Origin of the sequence: Streptomyces sp. CB02959 (assembly GCF_002803155.1) — a bacterium.
In the GTDB taxonomy this organism is placed as follows: domain Bacteria; phylum Actinomycetota; class Actinomycetes; order Streptomycetales; family Streptomycetaceae; genus Streptomyces.
In genome coordinates this window covers 166,088-183,790 of sequence record NZ_NNBP01000001.1, presented here as the reverse complement: position 1 = coordinate 183,790, position 17,703 = coordinate 166,088, and the positions used below count along the sequence as shown (strand labels likewise).

Below are 17,703 nucleotides of genomic sequence, written 5' to 3'. Positions count from 1 at the left end.
TCCGGCAGCTTCAGATACAGCGTCAGCACCGCCGCGGCGACGTACGGCCCGGCGAAGGCGAGGACGACCCCGGCGGGGCCCAGCGGGTCGGGGAAGACGCTGACGATGCGGTGCCGACGAACGCTGCGCCGCCCGCGTCGGACGGTGAGCAGGGTCGGCCGACGGCCCTCGCCGAAGCCCGGTTCCTTGCCGAAGAAGGTCGGCGGAAGCAGCCGACCGCGGTTCCCATCCCGGCCGCGGGCGCGGTGGCGGTGATGACGTAGGAGGCGCGGACCTCGGTGCCGGCGCTGTGGGCGGCCGTGAACGCCGCGACGAAGCCGCACCCCACCCCGCCGCCGACCTCGAACGGCAACACGCCGGGACGGCCGAAAGCCAGTGCCTCGGGAGTGCCGATCCGGTCGAGGGCGGTGGGTGGTGCCATGGCGCGCCTCCGGTGTTCTCGACCACCGGGGCGACTCGTCCGTGTTTTCTGTGATCTGGGTGTTAAATCCACCATGGGCGAAACGAAGGAGTGTGCCTGATGACCACCGAACCCGCCGGCCTCGGACACCGCCCCGAGACCTTCCGCGAGGACTGGCTGGAAGGGCTGGCCGCCGCCTACGCGCGCACGGTCCGCCGGGTCCCGGGCGCCTACGGAGTGGTCGGCCGGCACGTGCCCCGCCCCGGCAAGGTCGCACTCGTCATCGGCGGCGGCTCCGGTCACTACCCCGCCTTCGCCGGACTGGTCGGCACCGGCCTGGCCGACGCCGCCGCGGTCGGCGACGTGTTCGCCAGCCCCAGCGCCGAGCAGGTCTACCGCACCGCCCGGGCCGCGGACGGCGGCGCCGGCGTCCTGCTCTGCTACGGCAACTACGCGGGCGACGCCATGCACTTCGGGCTGGCCGCCCGCCGCCTCGCCGCCGAGGGCGTCGCGACCCGCACCGTGCTGGTCACCGACGACGTGGCCAGCGGGCCGCCGCCCGTCGAGGGACGGCCGGTCGACCCGTCCCGGGACCGCCGCGGCGTGGCCGGCGACTTCTTCGTCTTCAAGGTCGCGGGCGCGGCCGCCGAACGCGGCGACGACCTGGACACCGTCACCCGCATCGCGACCCGCGCCAACGCCCTGACCCGCACCTTCGGCGCCGCCTTCGCCGGCTGCACGCTCCCCGGCGCGGCCGAGCCGCTGTTCACCGTCCACGCCGGCACCACCGAACTCGGCATGGGCATCCACGGCGAACCGGGCCTGCGCACCACCCGCCACCTCACCGCCGCCGAACTGGCCGACGAACTCGTCGGCAACCTCCTGCCGGAGCTCCCCGCGCCCCCGGCCGGCGGCCGCGGCCGGGTCGCGGTCCTCCTCAACGGCCTGGGCCGCACCAAGTACGAGGAGATGTTCGTGGTCTACCGGCAGGTCGACCGCCGACTGCGGGAGGCCGGTCTGCGCCCGTTCCGGCCCGAGGTCGGCGAGTTCGTGACCTCCTTCGACATGGCGGGCGTCTCGCTGTCGCTGATGCTCCTCGACGACGAACTGGCCGCGCTCTACGACGCCCCGTGCGACACCCCGGCGTTCCGCAGGGTGCCGGGCAGGTACGCGGAAGGCGCCGACGACCGGACGGACCGGGGCGGCGAGCGGACGGCGGCGGGGGAGACCCGGACGGCCTGGGCGCCGAGCGCCTCGGCGGGGGCCGCCACGCGACCGTCGGCGGGCGGCGACGGGCCCCTACGGGACGGCGCCGCGCGGCCCCTACGGGACGGCATTCCCCCCGGCGGGGGTCTGCCCGTCACGGTCGCGCTGCATGCCGCGCTGGAGCTGGTCGCGGCCAACGAGGCCGAGTTGGGGCGGCTGGACGCGGTCGCCGGGGACGGGGACCACGGCATCGGCATCGTGCGGGGGCTGCGGGCGGCCGCCGCGGCGGCCCACGCGGCCGAGCCGGGACCGGCCGGGGATCCGCGGTCGGCCGGCACCGCCCTGCTGGCCGCCGGACTGGCCCTGGCCGACGCCTCCGGCGGCGCGTCCGGCGCGCTGTACGGCGCCCTGCTCGCCGAGATCGGCACCGTCCTCACCCGGGCCGCGGAGGGCGTCCGCGGCGCCGAACTGCTCGCGGACGCGGTCGACGCCGCCCAGCGGGCCGTCGGCGAACTCGGCGGCGCCCGGGTGGGGGAGAAGACCATGCTGGACGCCCTGGACCCGTTCCGCCGGGAACTGCGCGCCCGCGCCGCGGAGGGCCTGCCCAAGGCGTGGCAGGCCGCCGCGGAGGCCGCCACCCGGGCCGCCGCGGACACCGCCCGCCTCACCCCGGCCCGCGGCCGCGCCGCCCGCATGGGCATGCTCGGCCACGGCCACCCGGACGCCGGCGCAGTCTCGCTCGCGCTGCTCCTCACCGCGGTCGGCACCACGCTGAACTGACCGCTGACCGCCTGACGCTCGATGTACGCCGAGCGTCAGGCGGAGCGCTTTCCGGAGCTGCCCCCCGCGCCCGGCCAGATGAGCCACGCCTGCGTATCCGCCGGCCCCCCGAACCAACGCACCGCACTCTCCGGCGAACTGAGGCTGTAATACGCCCGGCCGCCGGCACTGATCACCTGCGCCCGCCCGTCCTCGTACGCCAGCCCCCAGGCGGCGATATGCCCGTCCATCTCCCCGCCCCCGACGGGGTACTGCTGCGCAACCGCGAACAGCCGCGGGGCCAACTCGTTCGCCATGTCGACAAGTTCGGGGTGAAGGCTGCCGACCGGGTGCGGGTTGCCGGTGTGCTCGGGGGCGTTGGCCTGTGACGCTACCGTTTGCATCTAGTCCTCCTGCTCAGGGAGTTGGGGGAGCCAGTGGAGTGGCCCCCGTCACACCGTAGCGAAGTCGATGTAAAATTTGTCATCGATCACGCGAGAAATTGTCAGACCCCTCGTGTGAGTGACGACGGGGGAAGAGAGGGTCAGATGTCGTCCAGCAAGGCATCCACCATGCGCCAGCAGCGACTCGGTGTTGAACTACGCAGACTTCGGGAGCGGGCTGGCCTCTCCTCGACGGAAGCGGCGAAGCGCCTTGGCGGCACCCCGGCTCAGATCAGTAACATCGAGGCGGGTCGATATGCGGTGAGTGCCGAGCGGGTGCGCACACTGGCGGCCAACTACAGCTGCGCCGATCGGGCTTACATCGATGCCCTGGCCGGCATGACCGGGGCGCGACCTCGGGGCTGGTGGGAGGAATACCGCGAAATCCTGCCCGCCGACCTGATCGATGTGGCGGAACTGGAGCATTCGGCAACGGCATTGCGCGCTTCAGTGATGATCCACATGCCCGGCCTGTTGCAGACCGCAGAGTACGTTCGAGCCACCGCCCGCGAGGATGTTCCGCGCCCGCCGGCGCACCTGGTGGAACACCGTGTGTCGTTCCGAATCAAGCGGCAGGCAGTTTTGTTCGGTGATCGGCCGACGCCGTTCACCGCAATCGTTCATGAGGCCGCGCTGCGGATGGGCTTCGGAGGACCGGAGACGGCGCGGGCACAACTCAACTACCTGGTCGAGATGAGCGAACATGACCATGTCTCGGTGCTGGTGATCCCGTTCGGCGAAGCATCGTTTCCCGCATCAGGCCAACCCATCAACTATGCGTCTGGGCCCGCACCGCAGCTCGACACGGTAGAACTCGACACTGAGTACGGGTGTGATTTCATGCACGCTGAGGCCCAGTTGGAGAAGTACCGGCAGGTGCTGGACCGCTTGGAATCTCGTGCACTCAAACCGGGCGAGTCGCGCGATCTGATCCGCCGGATCGCGCGGGACATTTGAGAGGAAGCACCGTGTACCCGTACGACTGGCAGAAGTCTTCATCCAGCAACAACGCGGCCCAGTGCCTCTACGTAGCCGCCCCCGACCGCGACACGATCAAAATCCGCGAGAGCGACGCCCCCGACGTCATCCTCACCACCACCCCCGCCAACTTGAAGGCGTTCATCCTGGGCGTCAAGGCCGGCGAGTTCGACCATTTCGTCGAGGACTGAGACGGCCGCCGCGTACGACGAAGGCCCCCGCACCGGAAGGTGTGCGGGGGCCTTTCGTCGTACCGCCGGGCGTCGGAGAACCGCGCCGCCAGGCGCTACCGCAGCCGGGCCATCAGCGCGTGCTCCACGAGCGTGATGAGCGCGCTCTTGGCCTCGCTGCGGTGCCGTGCGTCGGTGATGATGATCGGCGCGTCCGGGCCGATCTGCAGCGCCTCACGCACCTCGTCGGGCGTGTAGGGCTGGTGCCCGTCGAAGCCGTTGAGGGCGATGACGAAGGGCAGGCCGCTGTTTTCGAAGTAGTCGACGGCCGGGAAGCAGTCGGCGAGGCGGCGGGTGTCGACCAGGACGACGGCGCCGATGGCGCCGCGGACCAGGTCGTCCCACATGAACCAGAAGCGGTCCTGGCCCGGCGTACCGAACAGGTACAGGATCAGGTCCTGGTCCAGGGTGATCCGGCCGAAGTCCATCGCCACGGTCGTGGTCGTCTTGTCCGGTGCGTGCGTGAGGTCGTCGATGCCCGCCGACGCGGAGGTCATCACGGCTTCGGTGCGCAGCGGGTTGATCTCTGAGACGGCCCCGACGAACGTGGTCTTGCCCACGCCGAAGCCGCCCGCCACCACGATCTTCGCCGAGGTGGTGGAGCGGGCTGCACCGCTAGAGCTTGCGAAGTCCACTGAGCACCCTTTCGAGCAGTGTCACATCTGGCTGTCCGCCGGCGGTCTCGTCTCCGCCGGGCTGATGGATGGCGACGAGTCCGGCCTCCGCCAGGTCGGCGACGAGGATCCGGGCGACGCCGAGGGGGATGGAGAGGAGGGCCGAGATCTCGGCCACTGATTTGATCTCGCGGCAGAGGTGGCAGATGCGCTGGTGCTCCGGCAGCTGGCCCTGCAGCTTCGCGGGATCCGCGGTCGTGCTGACCAGTGCCTCGATGGCGAGCTGGTAGCGCGGCCGGGTCCGGCCTCCGGTCATCGCGTACGGCCGCACGAGCGGGTTGTTCATTCCGCCGGTGGGGGCGGGCTCGGGCGCCGGCCGCGGCGGCTGCACCGGCTGGATGCGCGGCGGCTGCGGCTGGTCGTACGGCGAGGGCTCGGACGGTCGGGGCCCGTAAGGCTGGGAGCGGTACGGGCCCTGCTGCTGAGCGGGGCGCTGCGGTGGCTGCGGCGGCTGCTGGGGCCGCTGCGGCCTGCGGCTGGGCGCAGACGGGAAGTTGAAGCGGTTGTTATGGGTGTCGCCCTGGGGGCCGGACTGCTGTCCGGATCCATACGGGTAGCCGCTCGGGGGCGTTGCCACGTCTCCTCCTCCAACTTGCCTGTCTGACGCCGGTCGCGCCACCGAACCCTATGGTGCGGTGGCGGGAAACGCACTGCCTGTCTGCTAGTTGAGAAGGCTCCCCTGCAGTTCTGCGCGCAGATCGGGCGTCAGGACGGTGCCCGCGCGGTCGACCAGCAGGGCCATCTCGTAACCGACGAGGCCGATGTCGCACTCCGGGTGCGCCAGCACGGCCAGCGACGATCCGTCGGAGACGGACATGATGAAGAGGAAGCCGCGCTCCATCTCCACCACGGTCTGGTTGACGCTCCCGCCCTCGAAGATGCGGGACGCGCCGGAAGTCAGCGACGTCAGACCGGAGGCCACCGCCGCCAGCTGATCGGCTCTGTCACGGGGGAAACCCTCGGACATCGCGAGGAGGAGACCGTCCGCGGAGACCACGACCGTGTGGGACACCCCGGGGGTGTTCTCCACGAAGTTGGTGATCAACCAGTTCAGATTCTGCGCCGCCTGGCTCATCGGGCTCACACTAACGCTCCTGATCGTAGGTGCTGCCGGGGCCGAAGCCCTGTTGGTCATTCTGGGGGACCCCCGAGGAGGGATCCGTGCCGGTGCCGGCGTTGCGCCCCTGCTGGACACCGCGGCGCAGATTGCTCAGCCTGCCGCGGACATCCTCCGGGGCGCGGGAGACCTGGGGGCCGCCCTGCGCGCTCTGCTCCGCGGTGCCTTCGACCAGGTTGGCCTTGGGCACCCGCCGGGGGAGGCCGGAAGCGGTGACCCCGCCCGCCGACGGCTGGCGCAGTCGCCCCGCCCGCTGCCAGCGCTCGTCGTTCTCGCTGCGCCAGGTGGAGTCGCTGTCCTGACCGGTCTCCGGTGCGGGTTCCTGCTGGCCGTGCGGCGAGCCGGCTCCGCGGCGCGGAAGACCGGCCTCGGTCAGCGAGTGGATCACGCTCGCGGCGGGGCCGGGACGCTCGAATGTTACGCGCTCAGACGCATCAGCGGGAGCGGCAGTTGCATTCCGGTCAGATTCCGCTTCGGTTCCGAAGTAGCCCTTGTGCGCGGGGGATTCGGCCCAGCCGTTCAGCTGGCCCGAATCCTCCGGGGCGTAGGCGTACTGACCGGTCTCCTCCGGGGCATAGGCGTACTGACCGGTGTCTTCCGGGGCGTAGGCGTACTGGCCGGTGTCCTCGGGGGCGTAGGGGTACTGGCCGGTGGTCTCGGCGGTGGTCGGCTCGCCGAACGCCTCGCCGCCGTAGGAGCGGTCGTCGTAGAGCGGCTGACCGGGCTCCGCATAGGCCGCGGAGTGCTCCTGATGCGGAGCGGGGCGCTCCTGGCTGCCGTCGAGCGGCAGCTCGTCGCGGAACAGCGGCCGGTTGTCCACCGGTTCGGGCGCTCCGGCGGTCGCCTGGGCCTCCAGGGCCGCACGGCGCTCCTCGCGCAGCCGCGAGCGGCCCACCGGGTCCAGCTCGGCCGGGGCCTCGGGCTGCCCGTGGAACCCGTCGTCGAAGCCCAGCTCGGCGGCGGTGCGGTGGTGGCCCTCGTAGGCCGACTGCTGGTGCTCGGGGACGATCCGGGAGACGGTGAAGGTGTCGTCGAACTGCTCGTCCTCGCCACCGCCGCCGTGGGTGATCGCCTCCGGCAGCATGACCAGCGACGTGGTGCCGGCCTGCTCGCCCGAGGGGCGCAGCTGGACCCGGATCCCGTGCCGGTCGGCCAGCCGACCGACCACGAACAGGCCCATCCGCTGGGAGATCGCGGCGTCCACGCTCGGCGGGTTGGCCAGCTTGTGGTTGATGTCCGCGAAGTCCTCGGGGGTCAGCCCGATGCCCTTGTCGTGGATCTCGATCATGACCCGGCCGTCCGGCAGTCGGGTCGCGGCCACCTTCACCTTGGTCTGCGGGGAGGAGAACGTGGTGGCGTTCTCCAGCAGCTCGGACAGCAGGTGGACGAGGTCGGTCACGGTGGTGCCGTGGATCTCGCTCTCGGGGACGCCGCTGAGCTCTATTCGCTCGTACGACTCCACCTCGGAGGTGGCCGCCCGCAGCACGTCGATCAGCGGCACCGGCTGGTTCCAGCGGCGGCCCGGCTCCTCGCCGGCGAGGATCAGGAGGTTCTCGCCGTTGCGGCGCATGCGCGTGGCGAGGTGGTCGAGCCGGAAGAGGTTCTCCAGCTGGTCCGGGTCGGCCTCGTTGTTCTCCAGGTGGGTGATCAGCTCCAACTGGCGCTCGATCAGGCCCTGGTTGCGGCTGGAGAGGTTGGTGAAGATCGCGTTGACGTTGCCCCGCAGCAGCGCCTGCTCGGCGGCCAGCCGGACCGCCTCGCGGTGCACCTGGTCGAAGGCGCGGGCGACCTCGCCGATCTCGTCGGTGGTGGAGATCGGGATCGGCGTCACGCGGGTGTCGACCCGGCCCGGGTCGGTGCGGGAGAGCTGGTCGACCAGCATCGGCAGCCGCTGCTCGGCGACGCCGAAGGCCGCGTTGCGCAGCTCCCGCATGTTGCGGCTCATCCGGCGGGCCATCAGCCCGGCCACCACGAAGGCGATGATCAGCGCGGCCAGCACGATGCCGGAGTCGACGAAGGTGGACTGCTTGGCGTCCGAGGAGATCTGCGCGGCCTCGTTCACCGCCTTGTCGGCCAGGTCCTTCTCGATGCCCCGGTACATGTCGAACTTGCCGGTGGCGGCCTGGAAGTACGAGTCCGGAGTGACGCCCTTGAGGGCCAGCTCGTCCGGTGCCGCGCCGGAGGCGATCAGGGTGGACATCTGGTCCATCGACGGCGGGGTGTGGAACGGCCGGCCGGCCGCCTCCGCCTGCGATTTCGCCCGGGCGATCTGCTGCTGCGCCGCCTGCTGGAGCTTGGCGCCGTCCGACTTCAGCCGCGCCACGTCCTCGGGCGTACCGCCGGAGGTGAACTCGCCGATGGCGATGCCCTCCAGGTAGCGGTACGACGCGAACGCGGTCAGCTGGAGCTTGTGCTCCTTGCCGCCCTGCGGGGACGCCGGGTCGACCAGGAGGTGGGTGCCGATCGAGCGCTCCAGCGACGCGGCGGCCTTCGCCAGTGCGACGGCGTAGACGGTGCGCCCGTAGGAGGTGATGTTGCCGGTGCCCAGACCGAGTTCGTTGGCGAACTCCATCAGCGGGTGCTGGATCGCGACGTAGCCCTCTTCGGTCTGCACACCGTGGAGCTTGGAGGTGAAGGCGGCCTGCCGCAGCTTCGCCAGATTGGGCTCGGTCTTCTGGAACAGCGCGAGCCGGCGGTTGAGGCCCGGCTTGTCCGGCATGTTCTTGGCGGCGTCGTGGAACGCCTGGGCGGCCGTGTCGGTGGCGTCCCGCGCCTCCTGGACGGCCGGGTCGCTCTTCCGGCCCTGCAGCAGCGGGGCGGCGGTGCGGTCCCGCTCGTCGATCAGGGCGTTGCTGTAGGAAAGCGCGGCGCGAACGAGTTTGGCGGTGTTCTCCGCGTCCTGCGCCTCCTGCCAGGTGGCGAAGGAGTTGTCGACCCGCAGCCCGCCGAAGACCAGGGCGACGAGCACCGGGATCAGCAGGATGGCGTTCAGGCGCGTGGCCACCCGCCAGTTGCGCGGGGAGTACTTGCTGCCGCTCGCCGGAGGCTTCGCGGCCGGGTTCTCGGGCGCGTCGGAAGCCGGAGCGCCACCATCGCGGGGTGGCGGCGTGAAGTTGCCCCGCCGCGGTTCCTGCGGCTCGGGGCTCGTCGTGCTTCGCCTCACTCGACCAACAACCTCTCGGCGACGGCACGGTCTTGCAGTGCCGTTTCTTCTGGGCGTTACTACTCCGGAGTTCAGCGAATTTCAGCACGTCAGGGCAGTGCGTTCCAAACACTGCGCAGAGCCGGAGCAGCTGATCAAGAGCGCCAGATAAAAGGGGCGTTAAGGGCGAGGCGCGGCAAAAGGCGGGAGAAATGTGAGCGCAGCGAAGCCGGGCATGCGCGTGCGGTGTCGAAGGCGGGCCGATTCACTGTCGAAACGTTATGAAGGCCCGCGCGGGCGTGTCGAAGGACACAGATCACCGTCCCCGGCAGGCGGAACCGGTCCAGGGCAGGCGTCAGGAACCCCCCGTGACGACTGCCGTACGGCCCGCACCGAACAGTGGGCGGGCCGCCCCGGCCGCCGCTACTGCAAACGAGCCATCAGCGCGTGCTCCACGAGCGTGATGAGCGCGCTCTTGGCCTCCCCGCGGTGCCGCGCGTCGGTGGTGATGATCGGGGTCGCCGGGCCGATCTGCAGCGCCTCCCGGACCTCGTCCGGGGTGTGCGCCTGCTGGCCGTCGAAGCCGTTGAGGGCGATGACGAAGGGCAGGCCGCTGTTCTCGAAGTAGTCGACGGCCGGGAAGCAGTCGGCCAGCCGGCGGGTGTCGACCAGGACGACGGCGCCGATGGCGCCGCGGACCAGGTCGTCCCACATGAACCAGAAGCGGTCCTGGCCCGGCGTACCGAACAGGTACAGGATCAGGTCCTCGTCCAGGGTGATCCGGCCGAAGTCCATCGCCACGGTCGTGGTCGTCTTGTCCTGGACGTGGCTGAGGTCGTCGATGCCCGCCGACGCGGAGGTCATCACGGCCTCCGTGCGCAGCGGGTTGATCTCCGAGACCGCGCCGACGAACGTGGTCTTGCCCACGCCGAAGCCGCCCGCCACCACGATCTTCGCGGACGTGGTGGAACGGGCCGGGCTCTGGCCGTGGCCGCCGTCAGAGCTTGCGAAGTCCACTGAGCACCCTCTCCAGCAGGGTCACGTCCGGCGTGCCGCCGGCCTCGCCGCTGCCGCCCGGCTGGTGGATGGCCACCATCCCGGCTTCCGCCAGGTCCGCCACCAGGATCCGCGCCACGCCGAGCGGGATGTGCAGCAGCGCGGAGACCTCCGCCACCGACTTCACCTCGCGGCACAGGTGGCAGATGCGCTGGTGCTCGGGCAGCAGGCCGGGCAGCTGGGAGGGGTCGGCCGTGGTGCTGACCAGCGCCTCTATGGCGAGCTGGTAGCGCGGCCGGGTCCGGCCTCCGGTCATGGCGTAGGGGCGCACCAGCGGTTGGTCACCTTCGCTCCCGTACGGCGCTGGGCTGTAGGCGCCGTACGGGCCGGAAGTGGCGGGTGGCGGGGTCATGGATCCTCCGGACGGGGACAACTGACTGTCGTCGGGTGGGGCCGGTGGGGAGTACGGCTCGGATGGATGAGGGGTTGCCGGGTGCGGTGCGGCGCTGCGGGCGCCGCGGGCACTCAGCTCAGCAGACTGCCCTGGAGTTCTGCGCGCAGATCGGGCGTCAGGACGGTGCCCGTGCGGTCGACGAGGAGGGCCATCTCGTATCCGACGAGGCCGATGTCGCACTCCGGGTGCGCCAGCACGGCCAGCGACGATCCGTCGGAGACGGACATGATGAAGAGGAAGCCGCGCTCCATCTCCACCACGGTCTGGTTGACCGTCCCGCCCTCGAAGATGCGGGACGCGCCGGAAGTCAGCGACGTCAGACCGGAGGCCACCGCCGCCAGCTGATCGGCGCGGTCGCGAGGGAAGCCCTCGGACATCGCGAGGAGCAGTCCGTCCGCGGAGACCACCACCGTGTGGGACACCCCGGGGGTGTTGTCCACGAAGTTGGTGATCAACCAGTTCAGATTCTGCGCCGCCTGGCTCATCGGACTCAACTAACGCTCCTGCTGGTGAGAGGGGTCGACAATGCCGTGGGTGCCGGTGGACGACGTCCCGGCCTGCCGGCCCTGCTGGATGCCCCGGCGGAGATTGGTCAGCCGGCCGCGCACGTCGCTCGGCGCGCGGGAGACCTGCGGACCGCCCTGCGGGGCCTGCTGCTGCGCGGTGCCGGCGACCAGGTTGGCGCGCGGCACCCGGCGGGGCAGCCCGGACGTGGTGATTCCACCCGAGGCCGGCTGGCGGATCTGCTCCGCCTGTCGCCACGTGTCGTCGTTGGGCGAGGTGCGCCACTGCGCGGCGGCGTCGGCCGGGGCGCCCTCGCGGGACCCGCCCGCCGGCGCCCGGCCGGTCGGCACGCCGCCGGCGGGCGTGTCACCGGGCGCGGCACCGTCCTGGCCGGCGTCGCGGCGCGGCAGCGGCGGCACACCGGCGGCCGCCGAGGCCGGGGTGTTGAACCAGTTGGACTCGATGGTGTCGAAGATCGGGGTACGGCCGTCACCGGCGCCGGAGTCCGCGGCACCGAGCGGACCGTTGCCGAGCGGGTCGGCGCCCAGCGGGTCCTGGCCCGCCGCGCCCCGACCGGCGGCCGACCGCCGCCCCTGCCCGGCCGGCTCCGCCCGCTCGCCCTCGGGCCGCGGGAACTGCCCGGTGGTCTCGAACGTGCCGGTGTCGAACTGCCCGGTGTCGCTGTCCGGCCGCGGGAACTGCCCGGTGTCGGCGCTCGGCCGCGGGAACTGCCCCGTGGTCTCCCGCTGTCCGGTCCCGAACGCCCCGGACTCGAACTGCCCGGTGTCGAACTGCCCGGCCTCGAACTGCCCGGTATCGGCGTCCGGCCGCGGGAACTGCCCGGTGGTCTCGAACCGCCCGCTGTCGAACTGCCCGGTGTCCGCGGGCCCGCCGACCGCCCGGGCCGGCCCGCGGCCGGCGGCGGGGGCATCGTTCCGTCCCGCGCCGGGCCGCGGCCCGCCGAAGTCGGGCCGGGGGAAGGCGGCGGTGTCGCCGGGGCCGGCGGCCGGCGCGGGCCGCTCGAAGGTGCCGGTGGTCTCCGGCTCCTCGTGGCCCCGCGGCCGGTCCTGCGCCTCGCGGGGCGCCAGCGGCCAGTCGTCCTGGGTACCGCGGTCCCGGCGCACGCCCAGGGGCGCGCCGCCCGACTGCCCGGTGTCCGCGGGAGCCGGTCCGGTTCCGCCGCCCGGCAGTTCGGCCGCCGGGCCGGAGTTGCGCGCCGGCAGCTGCGGGCGCTCCTCGCGCGGGGGCAGGCCGTTCGGCGGCGCCACGGTCGGGGTGCGGCCGTCGTCGGCGCCGCGGCCCGCCTCCGCGCCGCGGACCGGCAGCGCGGGCCGGGCACCGCCGGCGTTCGGGCCGGCGTCGCCGCGGGTCGGTGCCGCCGGTGCGGCCGGTGCGGTACGGCCGCCGGGAGCCGGCGAGCCGAAGGCGTTGGGGGCGCCGCCCTGGCCACCGCGGCCGGGCAGCGCGGGCCGCCCGCCGGGGCCGGAGCCGACCTGGCCGCGCGGCTGGAGCCCGGCGAGTCGGCTGGTGGGCGCGCCACTGCCCTCACCGGGGTTCTTGGCGGTGTTCGGCGCGGGCTTCTTGCCGCCCTGGGCGAGGTCGACCGGCAGCATGACCAGGGCGGTGGTGCCGCCGGAGTCGGACGGCCGCAGCTGGATGCGGATGCCGTGCCGCAGCGACAGCCGGCCGACCACGAACAGGCCCATCCGCCGGGACACCGAGACGTCCACGGTCGGCGGGCTGGCCAGCCGCTCGTTGATCGCCGAGAGGTCCTCGGGGGAGAGGCCGATGCCGGTGTCGTGGATCTCGACCAGGACGCGGCCGTCGGGCAGCGCGTGACCGGTCACCTTGACCTTGGTCTGCGGCGAGGAGAACGAGGTCGCATTCTCCAGCAGCTCGGCGAGGAGGTGCACGAGGTCGTTGACGACCCGGCCGGCGACCTCGGTCTGCGGGACCGCGTTCAGCTCGATCCGCTCGTACTGCTCCACCTCGGACGCGGCGGCCCGGAGCACGTCGACCAGCGGGACCGGACGGGTCCACCGGCGGCCCGGCTCCTCACCCGCGAGGACCAGGAGGTTCTCGCCGTTACGGCGCATACGGGTGGCGAGGTGGTCGAGCTTGAAGAGCGAGGAGAGCTGGTCCGGGTCGGCCTCACGGGACTCCAGTTCGGAGATCAGCGAGAGCTGACGCTGGATCAGGCCCTGGGAGCGGCGCGAGAGGTTGGTGAACATCGCGTTGACGTTGCCTCGCAGCAGCGCCTGCTCGGACGCCAGCCGGACCGCCTCGCGGTGGACCTCGTCGAACGCCGCGGCCACCCGGCCGATCTCGTCCCGGCTGTGCACACCGACCGACTCGACGGAGGTGTCGACGTCCTGCGGGTCCGACTCGGACAGCTGCTTGACCAGCTCGGGCAGCCGGTCCTGGGAGACCCGCTGCGCGGTGTCCTGGAGCCGGCGCAGCGAGCGCACCATGGACCGGGCCACGACGAACGCGCCGATCAGCGAGACGCCGAGGACGAGCAGGATCACCGCGCCGTTGATGATCGCGTCCTGGGTCGCGGCGTTGCGCAGCTCGCGGGACTTCTGGTCCATCTCGGAGAGCAACGAGGTCTCGATCCGCGACATCTCGTCGATCTTGACGGTGTCGGAGTCGTACCAGTCGAGGTACTTGTACTCCTGGCTGCGGATGCCGCCCGTGCTGGCGAAGGCGCGGTGCGCGAACGCGTACGCGGCCTTGATCTCGTCGTTGTTGCCGTCCAGGCCGCGGGTGAGCGACCCGGCGTTGCCGTTGTAGATCTGCGAGAAGCGGTCGCGGGCCGCCTTCTCGTTGTCCTCGGCGGTGCGGCCGGCCAGCCGGTCGTTGGCGGAGAGCTGCGGGCCGCCCGAGTGCGCCAGGCCGGCGCTGACCAGGGCGCGCTGCATCGACGCGTACTCCTTGGCGGACGAGAACGCCGCCAGGGCACGGGTGCTGCGGATCATCTCCGGGTTGCTGGTGGCCTGCGCCATGTCCTGCGAGAGGTCCAGCAGGGAGGTGATGAGCTGGTTGTAGGCGGTGACGGTCCGCGCGACGTTGTTGTCGTCCTGGTAGGCGCTGCCGCGGATCTCGTTGAGGGTGTTGAGCTGGCGGCCGATCTCCAGGATGGTCGCCCGGACGCCGGCCATGGTGGCGTCGTCCGGCTTGATGTCGCCGGTGGCCTGGTTGAAGGAGACCTTGGCCCGGTCGGTGGCCTCGCGCGGGGCGACCACGCTGGCGTCGTCCTTGACGTTGCCGGTGCCGGCCAGCGGACCGGCCGACTTGTCGCGCTCGACCTGGAGGGCGTCGGCCAGCTCGGTGGCCTGCCGGGTCATCTCCGTGAGCAGCTGCATCTTGTCGAGCTGGTCGATGTTGTCCAGCTCGGTGTTGACGCGCAGGGCGCCCAGGGTCGTCGCCGCGACCACGGGCAGCGCGAGCAGGGAGACCAGCCGGGTGCTGATGCGCCAGTTGCGCAGCGCTATTCGGTTGCCGGGCCCACTGGGGCCGTTCTTGGGCTTGCCGCCGTCCGCGGCGTCCTCGCCCGGCGTCTGGCCGCGGTCTGTACCGCCGCGCAGCTCCGGGTCCGCCGCAGCGTTGCCATCCCTCTTGAAACGTCCCTGCACTAGCGTCGCAACCTCTGGACCAGGCGTCCCACCGCGCCAACGGCGGAGACGGTGTCGAGTCGAAAGGGGACCGCGAAGCCCCCGGGGCGGTCGTGAGTGACCGGCGGGCCGTCCCCTCTGGCCGAGAGAGCGGCACCACCGCGCGGCGCTCCTTCGCACCCTGCGCGCCGGTGGAAACTTATGGCGGTCCGTGGAATTCCAGCACAGTGCAGGATCTCCAACAAGAGCGGAGCCGACCGCTGTGACATGGGTGACGCAATGTACGGAATACGTCACGACCGGTAGAAGACGCTGCCCCTGATTTCGGACTTTTGCCCGCGAGTCGACCACCCGCACCCGCTGTCCCAGGTGCGGTGATCAGGAGCGGAACGTGCGGTTCGATCCGTCAATGTCCGTTTCTGCCACGGATGTTGATCATGGAAAATGCGGCATATGTCACATCCGTCGTGAGGAAACTCACAAGGAGATCGCCGACTTTCCCGCTGATCCGCAGGGAATAGCGCGCTTAGCCTGACGCTTTACACAGTTGCGTAAAACGACAACGGCACAATGCAACGTTCGGCAACTCTTCCCGACCAGACGCGAGGCATACCGCAGTGAAGACGACGATGATGTTCCGCAACATAGCCAACCCGCGGCGCACCACCCTGGCCCACCTCCAGGACGCCGACGACCTCGGCACCCCCGAGGTCCAGGAACACACCGTCGACCTGCCCCGCCACACCGCCAACCCCCGCCGCACCGTCCTGAACGAGGTGCCGAAGCAGGACGTCACGGCGTAAATGGACGGCGGTGCGCCCGGTCCCCCGCGATAGCCTGGAGTGTCAACTCCGGCCAATGATCATGAGGGGCAGCGGCAACCCGTGCGCATCGCCAGATTCTCCATCGACGGCAACGTCGGCTTCGGCGTCCTCGAAGGAGACGAACTCGACGTCATCAAAGGGCATCCGTTCGCGGAATTCGAGCGCTCGGGCCAGAAGGTCCCCCTCGAAAAGGTGCGGCTGCTGCCACCGGTCCTGCCCAACAAGGTCGTGGCGATCGGCCGCAACTACGCCGAACACGCAGCCGAACTGGGCAACGAGGTCCCGGAGGCGCCGGTCACCTTCTTCAAGCCGTCCACGTCGGTGATCGGCCACGGCGACCCCATCGCCTACCCCTCCTTCTCCCAGGAGGTGCACCACGAAGCGGAGCTGGCCGTCGTCATCGGCCGGATGTGCCGCGAGGTGCCCCGCGAGCGGGTCAAGGACGTCATCCTCGGCTACACCTGCGCCAACGACATCACCGCGCGGGACGTCCAGCGCCGCGAGAAGCAGTGGGCCCGGGCCAAGGGCTTCGACAGCTCCTGCCCGCTGGGCCCCTGGATCGAAACGGACCTGGACCCCAGCGACCTCACCATCCAGTGCACGGTCAACGGCGTGCAGCGCCAGCTCGGCCGTACCAGCGACATGGTCCGCCCGATCGAGGACCTGATCGTCCACATCACCGAGGCGATGACGCTGCTCCCCGGCGACGTCGTCCTCACGGGCACCCCGGCCGGGGTCGGCCCGCTCAACGTCGGCGACACGGTCGCCGTCACCATCGAAGGCATCGGCACTCTCACCAACAAGGTGATCAAGCGTGGCTAACGCGACCCCCGTCCGCGTCCGTTTCTGTCCCTCCCCGACCGGCAACCCGCACGTCGGGCTGGTCCGCACCGCCCTGTTCAACTGGGCCTACGCGCGGCACACCGGCGGCCAGCTGGTCTTCCGCATCGAGGACACCGACGCGGCCCGCGACTCCGAGGAGTCCTACAACCAGCTGCTGGACTCGTTCCACTGGCTCGGCTTCGACTGGGACGAGGGCCCCGAGGTCGGCGGCCCGCACGAGCCCTACCGCCAGTCGCAGCGGATGGACCTCTACAAGGACGTCGCGGAGAAGCTGCTCGCCGCCGGCCACGCCTACCCCTGCTACTGCACCACCGAAGAGCTCGACGCCCGCCGCGAAGCCGCCCGCAAGGCCGGCAGGCCCTCCGGCTACGACGGCGCCTGCCGCGACCTGACCGCCGAGCAGAAGGCCGCCTACGAGGCCGAGGGCCGCTCCTCGATCGTCCGCTTCCGGATGCCCGACGAGCCGATCACCTTCACCGACCTGGTCCGCGGCGAACTGACCTTCACCCCGGAGAACGTCCCGGACTACGGCATCGTCCGCGCCAACGGGGCCCCGCTCTACACCCTCGTCAACCCGATCGACGACGCCCTGATGGGCATCACCCACGTCCTGCGCGGCGAGGACCTGCTCTCCTCCACCCCCCGCCAGATCGCCCTCTACCGGGCCCTGATCGAGCTGGGCCTGGCCTCTGCCGTCCCCGCCTTCGGCCACCTGCCCTACGTCATGGGCGAGGGCAACAAGAAGCTCTCCAAGCGCGACCCCCAGGCCAACCTCAACCTCTACCGGGAGCGCGGCTTCCTCCCCGAGGGCCTGCTGAACTACCTGTCCCTGCTGGGCTGGTCGTTCTCCGCGGACGAGGACATCTTCACCATCCCCGAGATGATCGAGAAGTTCGACATCGCGGACGTCAACGCCAACCCGGCCCGCTTCGACCTCAAGAAGGCCGAGGCGATCAACGCCGAGCACATCCGCCGCCTGGACCTCAAGGACTTCATCGCGGCCTGCGAGCCCTGGCTGACCGCCCCGTTCGCCAACTGGGAGCCCGAGGACTTCGACCGGGCCGCGTGGCAGGCCATCGCCCCGCACGCCCAGACCCGCCTCACCGTCCTCTCCGACATCACCGCCAACGTCGACTTCCTCTTCCGCAAGGAGCCGGTCGACGACGAGGCGTCCTGGACGAAGGCGATGAAGGGCGACCCGGCGGCCCTGCTCACCACCGCCCGCGCCAACCTCGCGGCCGCCGACTGGACCGCCGGCCCCGAGCCCCTCAAGCAGGCCGTCCTGGCCGCCGGCGAGGAGCACGGCCTCAAGCTCGGCAAGGCCCAGGCCCCGGTCCGGGTCGCCGTCACCGGCCGCACCGTCGGCCTCCCGCTCTTCGAGTCCCTGGAGATCCTCGGCAAGGACCGCACCCTCCAGCGCATCGACGCGGCCCTGGCCAAGCTCACCGCCTGACCCGACCGCACCCCACGGGACCCCGGGCCCGGAAGCCGCGAGCTTCCGGGCCCACTCCTTTTTCCG

General features: G+C 71.4%; 16 protein-coding genes. 6 read left to right on the top strand and 10 right to left on the bottom strand.

Annotated elements, in window-relative coordinates:
* Positions 1-22: 22 nt before the first annotated feature.
* Positions 23-421, bottom strand: coding sequence for a hypothetical protein (locus CG747_RS00830; RefSeq protein WP_100599626.1), 399 nt, complete (start codon positions 419-421; stop codon positions 23-25).
* A gap of 99 nt (positions 422-520) precedes the next feature.
* On the opposite strand from CG747_RS00830, the gene CG747_RS00825 reads away from it, so the two are divergent.
* Positions 521-2,386: a dihydroxyacetone kinase family protein gene (locus CG747_RS00825; protein WP_100599625.1), complete on the top strand. Its 1,866-nt coding sequence runs from the start codon at positions 521-523 to the stop codon at positions 2,384-2,386.
* Between the two features lie 35 nt (positions 2,387-2,421).
* Here the strand turns inward: CG747_RS00825 and CG747_RS00820 are convergent, their stop codons facing one another.
* The gene (locus CG747_RS00820; RefSeq protein WP_100599624.1) at positions 2,422-2,769 is read right to left on the bottom strand and encodes a hypothetical protein; all 348 of its coding nucleotides are present in this window, start codon (positions 2,767-2,769) and stop codon (positions 2,422-2,424) included.
* 144 nt (positions 2,770-2,913) lie between these two features.
* Here CG747_RS00820 and CG747_RS00815 point away from each other — a divergent pair, with 144 nt between their 5' ends.
* On the top strand, positions 2,914-3,765 hold the full coding sequence (locus CG747_RS00815) for a helix-turn-helix transcriptional regulator (RefSeq protein WP_100599623.1): 852 nt from the start codon (positions 2,914-2,916) through the stop codon (positions 3,763-3,765).
* Positions 3,766-3,776: 11 nt separating this feature from the next.
* On the top strand, positions 3,777-3,977 hold the full coding sequence (locus CG747_RS00810) for a DUF397 domain-containing protein (RefSeq protein WP_100599622.1): 201 nt from the start codon (positions 3,777-3,779) through the stop codon (positions 3,975-3,977).
* Between the two features lie 95 nt (positions 3,978-4,072).
* Here the strand turns inward: CG747_RS00810 and CG747_RS00805 are convergent, their stop codons facing one another.
* The 8 genes from CG747_RS00805 to CG747_RS00770 all read right to left on the bottom strand — a co-directional run bounded on the left by CG747_RS00805 (position 4,073) and on the right by CG747_RS00770 (position 14,538).
* Positions 4,073-4,651 (bottom strand): ATP/GTP-binding protein, encoded by a 579-nt coding sequence (locus CG747_RS00805; RefSeq protein WP_073760799.1) that lies wholly within the window; start codon positions 4,649-4,651, stop codon positions 4,073-4,075.
* Positions 4,632-5,267 carry a DUF742 domain-containing protein gene (locus tag CG747_RS00800; RefSeq protein ID WP_100599621.1) on the bottom strand — a complete coding sequence of 212 codons (636 nt, stop codon included), beginning with the start codon at positions 5,265-5,267 and terminating at the stop codon, positions 4,632-4,634. Before CG747_RS00800 ends, CG747_RS00805 begins: the two co-directional genes overlap by 20 nt.
* A gap of 84 nt (positions 5,268-5,351) precedes the next feature.
* The gene (locus tag CG747_RS00795; protein WP_018542541.1) at positions 5,352-5,765 is read right to left on the bottom strand and encodes a roadblock/LC7 domain-containing protein; all 414 of its coding nucleotides are present in this window, start codon (positions 5,763-5,765) and stop codon (positions 5,352-5,354) included.
* A 10-nt stretch (positions 5,766-5,775) separates the two neighbouring features.
* The gene (locus tag CG747_RS00790) at positions 5,776-8,970 is read right to left on the bottom strand and encodes a nitrate- and nitrite sensing domain-containing protein (protein WP_180985334.1); all 3,195 of its coding nucleotides are present in this window, start codon (positions 8,968-8,970) and stop codon (positions 5,776-5,778) included.
* 402 nt (positions 8,971-9,372) lie between these two features.
* Positions 9,373-9,966, bottom strand: a complete 594-nt coding sequence (locus CG747_RS00785) for an ATP/GTP-binding protein (RefSeq protein ID WP_100599619.1) — start codon at positions 9,964-9,966, stop codon at positions 9,373-9,375.
* A complete protein-coding gene (locus CG747_RS00780; RefSeq protein ID WP_018542538.1) occupies positions 9,947-10,357 on the bottom strand; it encodes a DUF742 domain-containing protein in 411 nt (136 codons plus the stop codon). Before CG747_RS00780 ends, CG747_RS00785 begins: the two co-directional genes overlap by 20 nt.
* 113 nt (positions 10,358-10,470) lie before the next feature.
* On the bottom strand, positions 10,471-10,884 hold the full coding sequence (locus CG747_RS00775) for a roadblock/LC7 domain-containing protein (protein WP_100599618.1): 414 nt from the start codon (positions 10,882-10,884) through the stop codon (positions 10,471-10,473).
* A 9-nt stretch (positions 10,885-10,893) separates the two neighbouring features.
* The gene (locus CG747_RS00770; protein ID WP_100599617.1) at positions 10,894-14,538 is read right to left on the bottom strand and encodes a nitrate- and nitrite sensing domain-containing protein; all 3,645 of its coding nucleotides are present in this window, start codon (positions 14,536-14,538) and stop codon (positions 10,894-10,896) included.
* 596 nt (positions 14,539-15,134) lie between these two features.
* On the opposite strand from CG747_RS00770, the gene CG747_RS00765 reads away from it, so the two are divergent.
* The 3 genes from CG747_RS00765 to gltX all read left to right on the top strand — a co-directional run bounded on the left by CG747_RS00765 (position 15,135) and on the right by gltX (position 17,637).
* Positions 15,135-15,320 (top strand): hypothetical protein, encoded by a 186-nt coding sequence (locus CG747_RS00765; RefSeq protein WP_100599616.1) that lies wholly within the window; start codon positions 15,135-15,137, stop codon positions 15,318-15,320.
* A gap of 81 nt (positions 15,321-15,401) precedes the next feature.
* Positions 15,402-16,163 (top strand): fumarylacetoacetate hydrolase family protein, encoded by a 762-nt coding sequence (locus tag CG747_RS00760; RefSeq protein WP_100599615.1) that lies wholly within the window; start codon positions 15,402-15,404, stop codon positions 16,161-16,163.
* Positions 16,156-17,637, top strand: coding sequence for a glutamate--tRNA ligase (gene gltX / locus CG747_RS00755; protein WP_100599614.1), 1,482 nt, complete (start codon positions 16,156-16,158; stop codon positions 17,635-17,637). The genes CG747_RS00760 and gltX overlap by 8 nt, the downstream gene beginning before the upstream one ends.
* The last annotated feature ends 66 nt before the right edge of the window (positions 17,638-17,703 follow it).

Excerpts from the sequence above, each read along its gene's own strand:
- CG747_RS00825 (WP_100599625.1), top strand. The coding sequence starts at position 521 with ATGACCACCGAACCCGCCGGCCTCGGACACCGCCCCGAGACCTTCCGC.
- CG747_RS00775 (WP_100599618.1), bottom strand. The coding sequence starts at position 10,884 with ATGAGCCAGGCGGCGCAGAATCTGAACTGGTTGATCACCAACTTCGTG.
- CG747_RS00830 (WP_100599626.1), bottom strand. The coding sequence starts at position 421 with ATGGCACCACCCACCGCCCTCGACCGGATCGGCACTCCCGAGGCACTG.
- CG747_RS00820 (WP_100599624.1), bottom strand. The coding sequence starts at position 2,769 with ATGCAAACGGTAGCGTCACAGGCCAACGCCCCCGAGCACACCGGCAAC.
- CG747_RS00815 (WP_100599623.1), top strand. The coding sequence starts at position 2,914 with ATGTCGTCCAGCAAGGCATCCACCATGCGCCAGCAGCGACTCGGTGTT.
- CG747_RS00795 (WP_018542541.1), bottom strand. The coding sequence starts at position 5,765 with ATGAGCCAGGCGGCGCAGAATCTGAACTGGTTGATCACCAACTTCGTG.
- CG747_RS00780 (WP_018542538.1), bottom strand. The coding sequence starts at position 10,357 with ATGACCCCGCCACCCGCCACTTCCGGCCCGTACGGCGCCTACAGCCCA.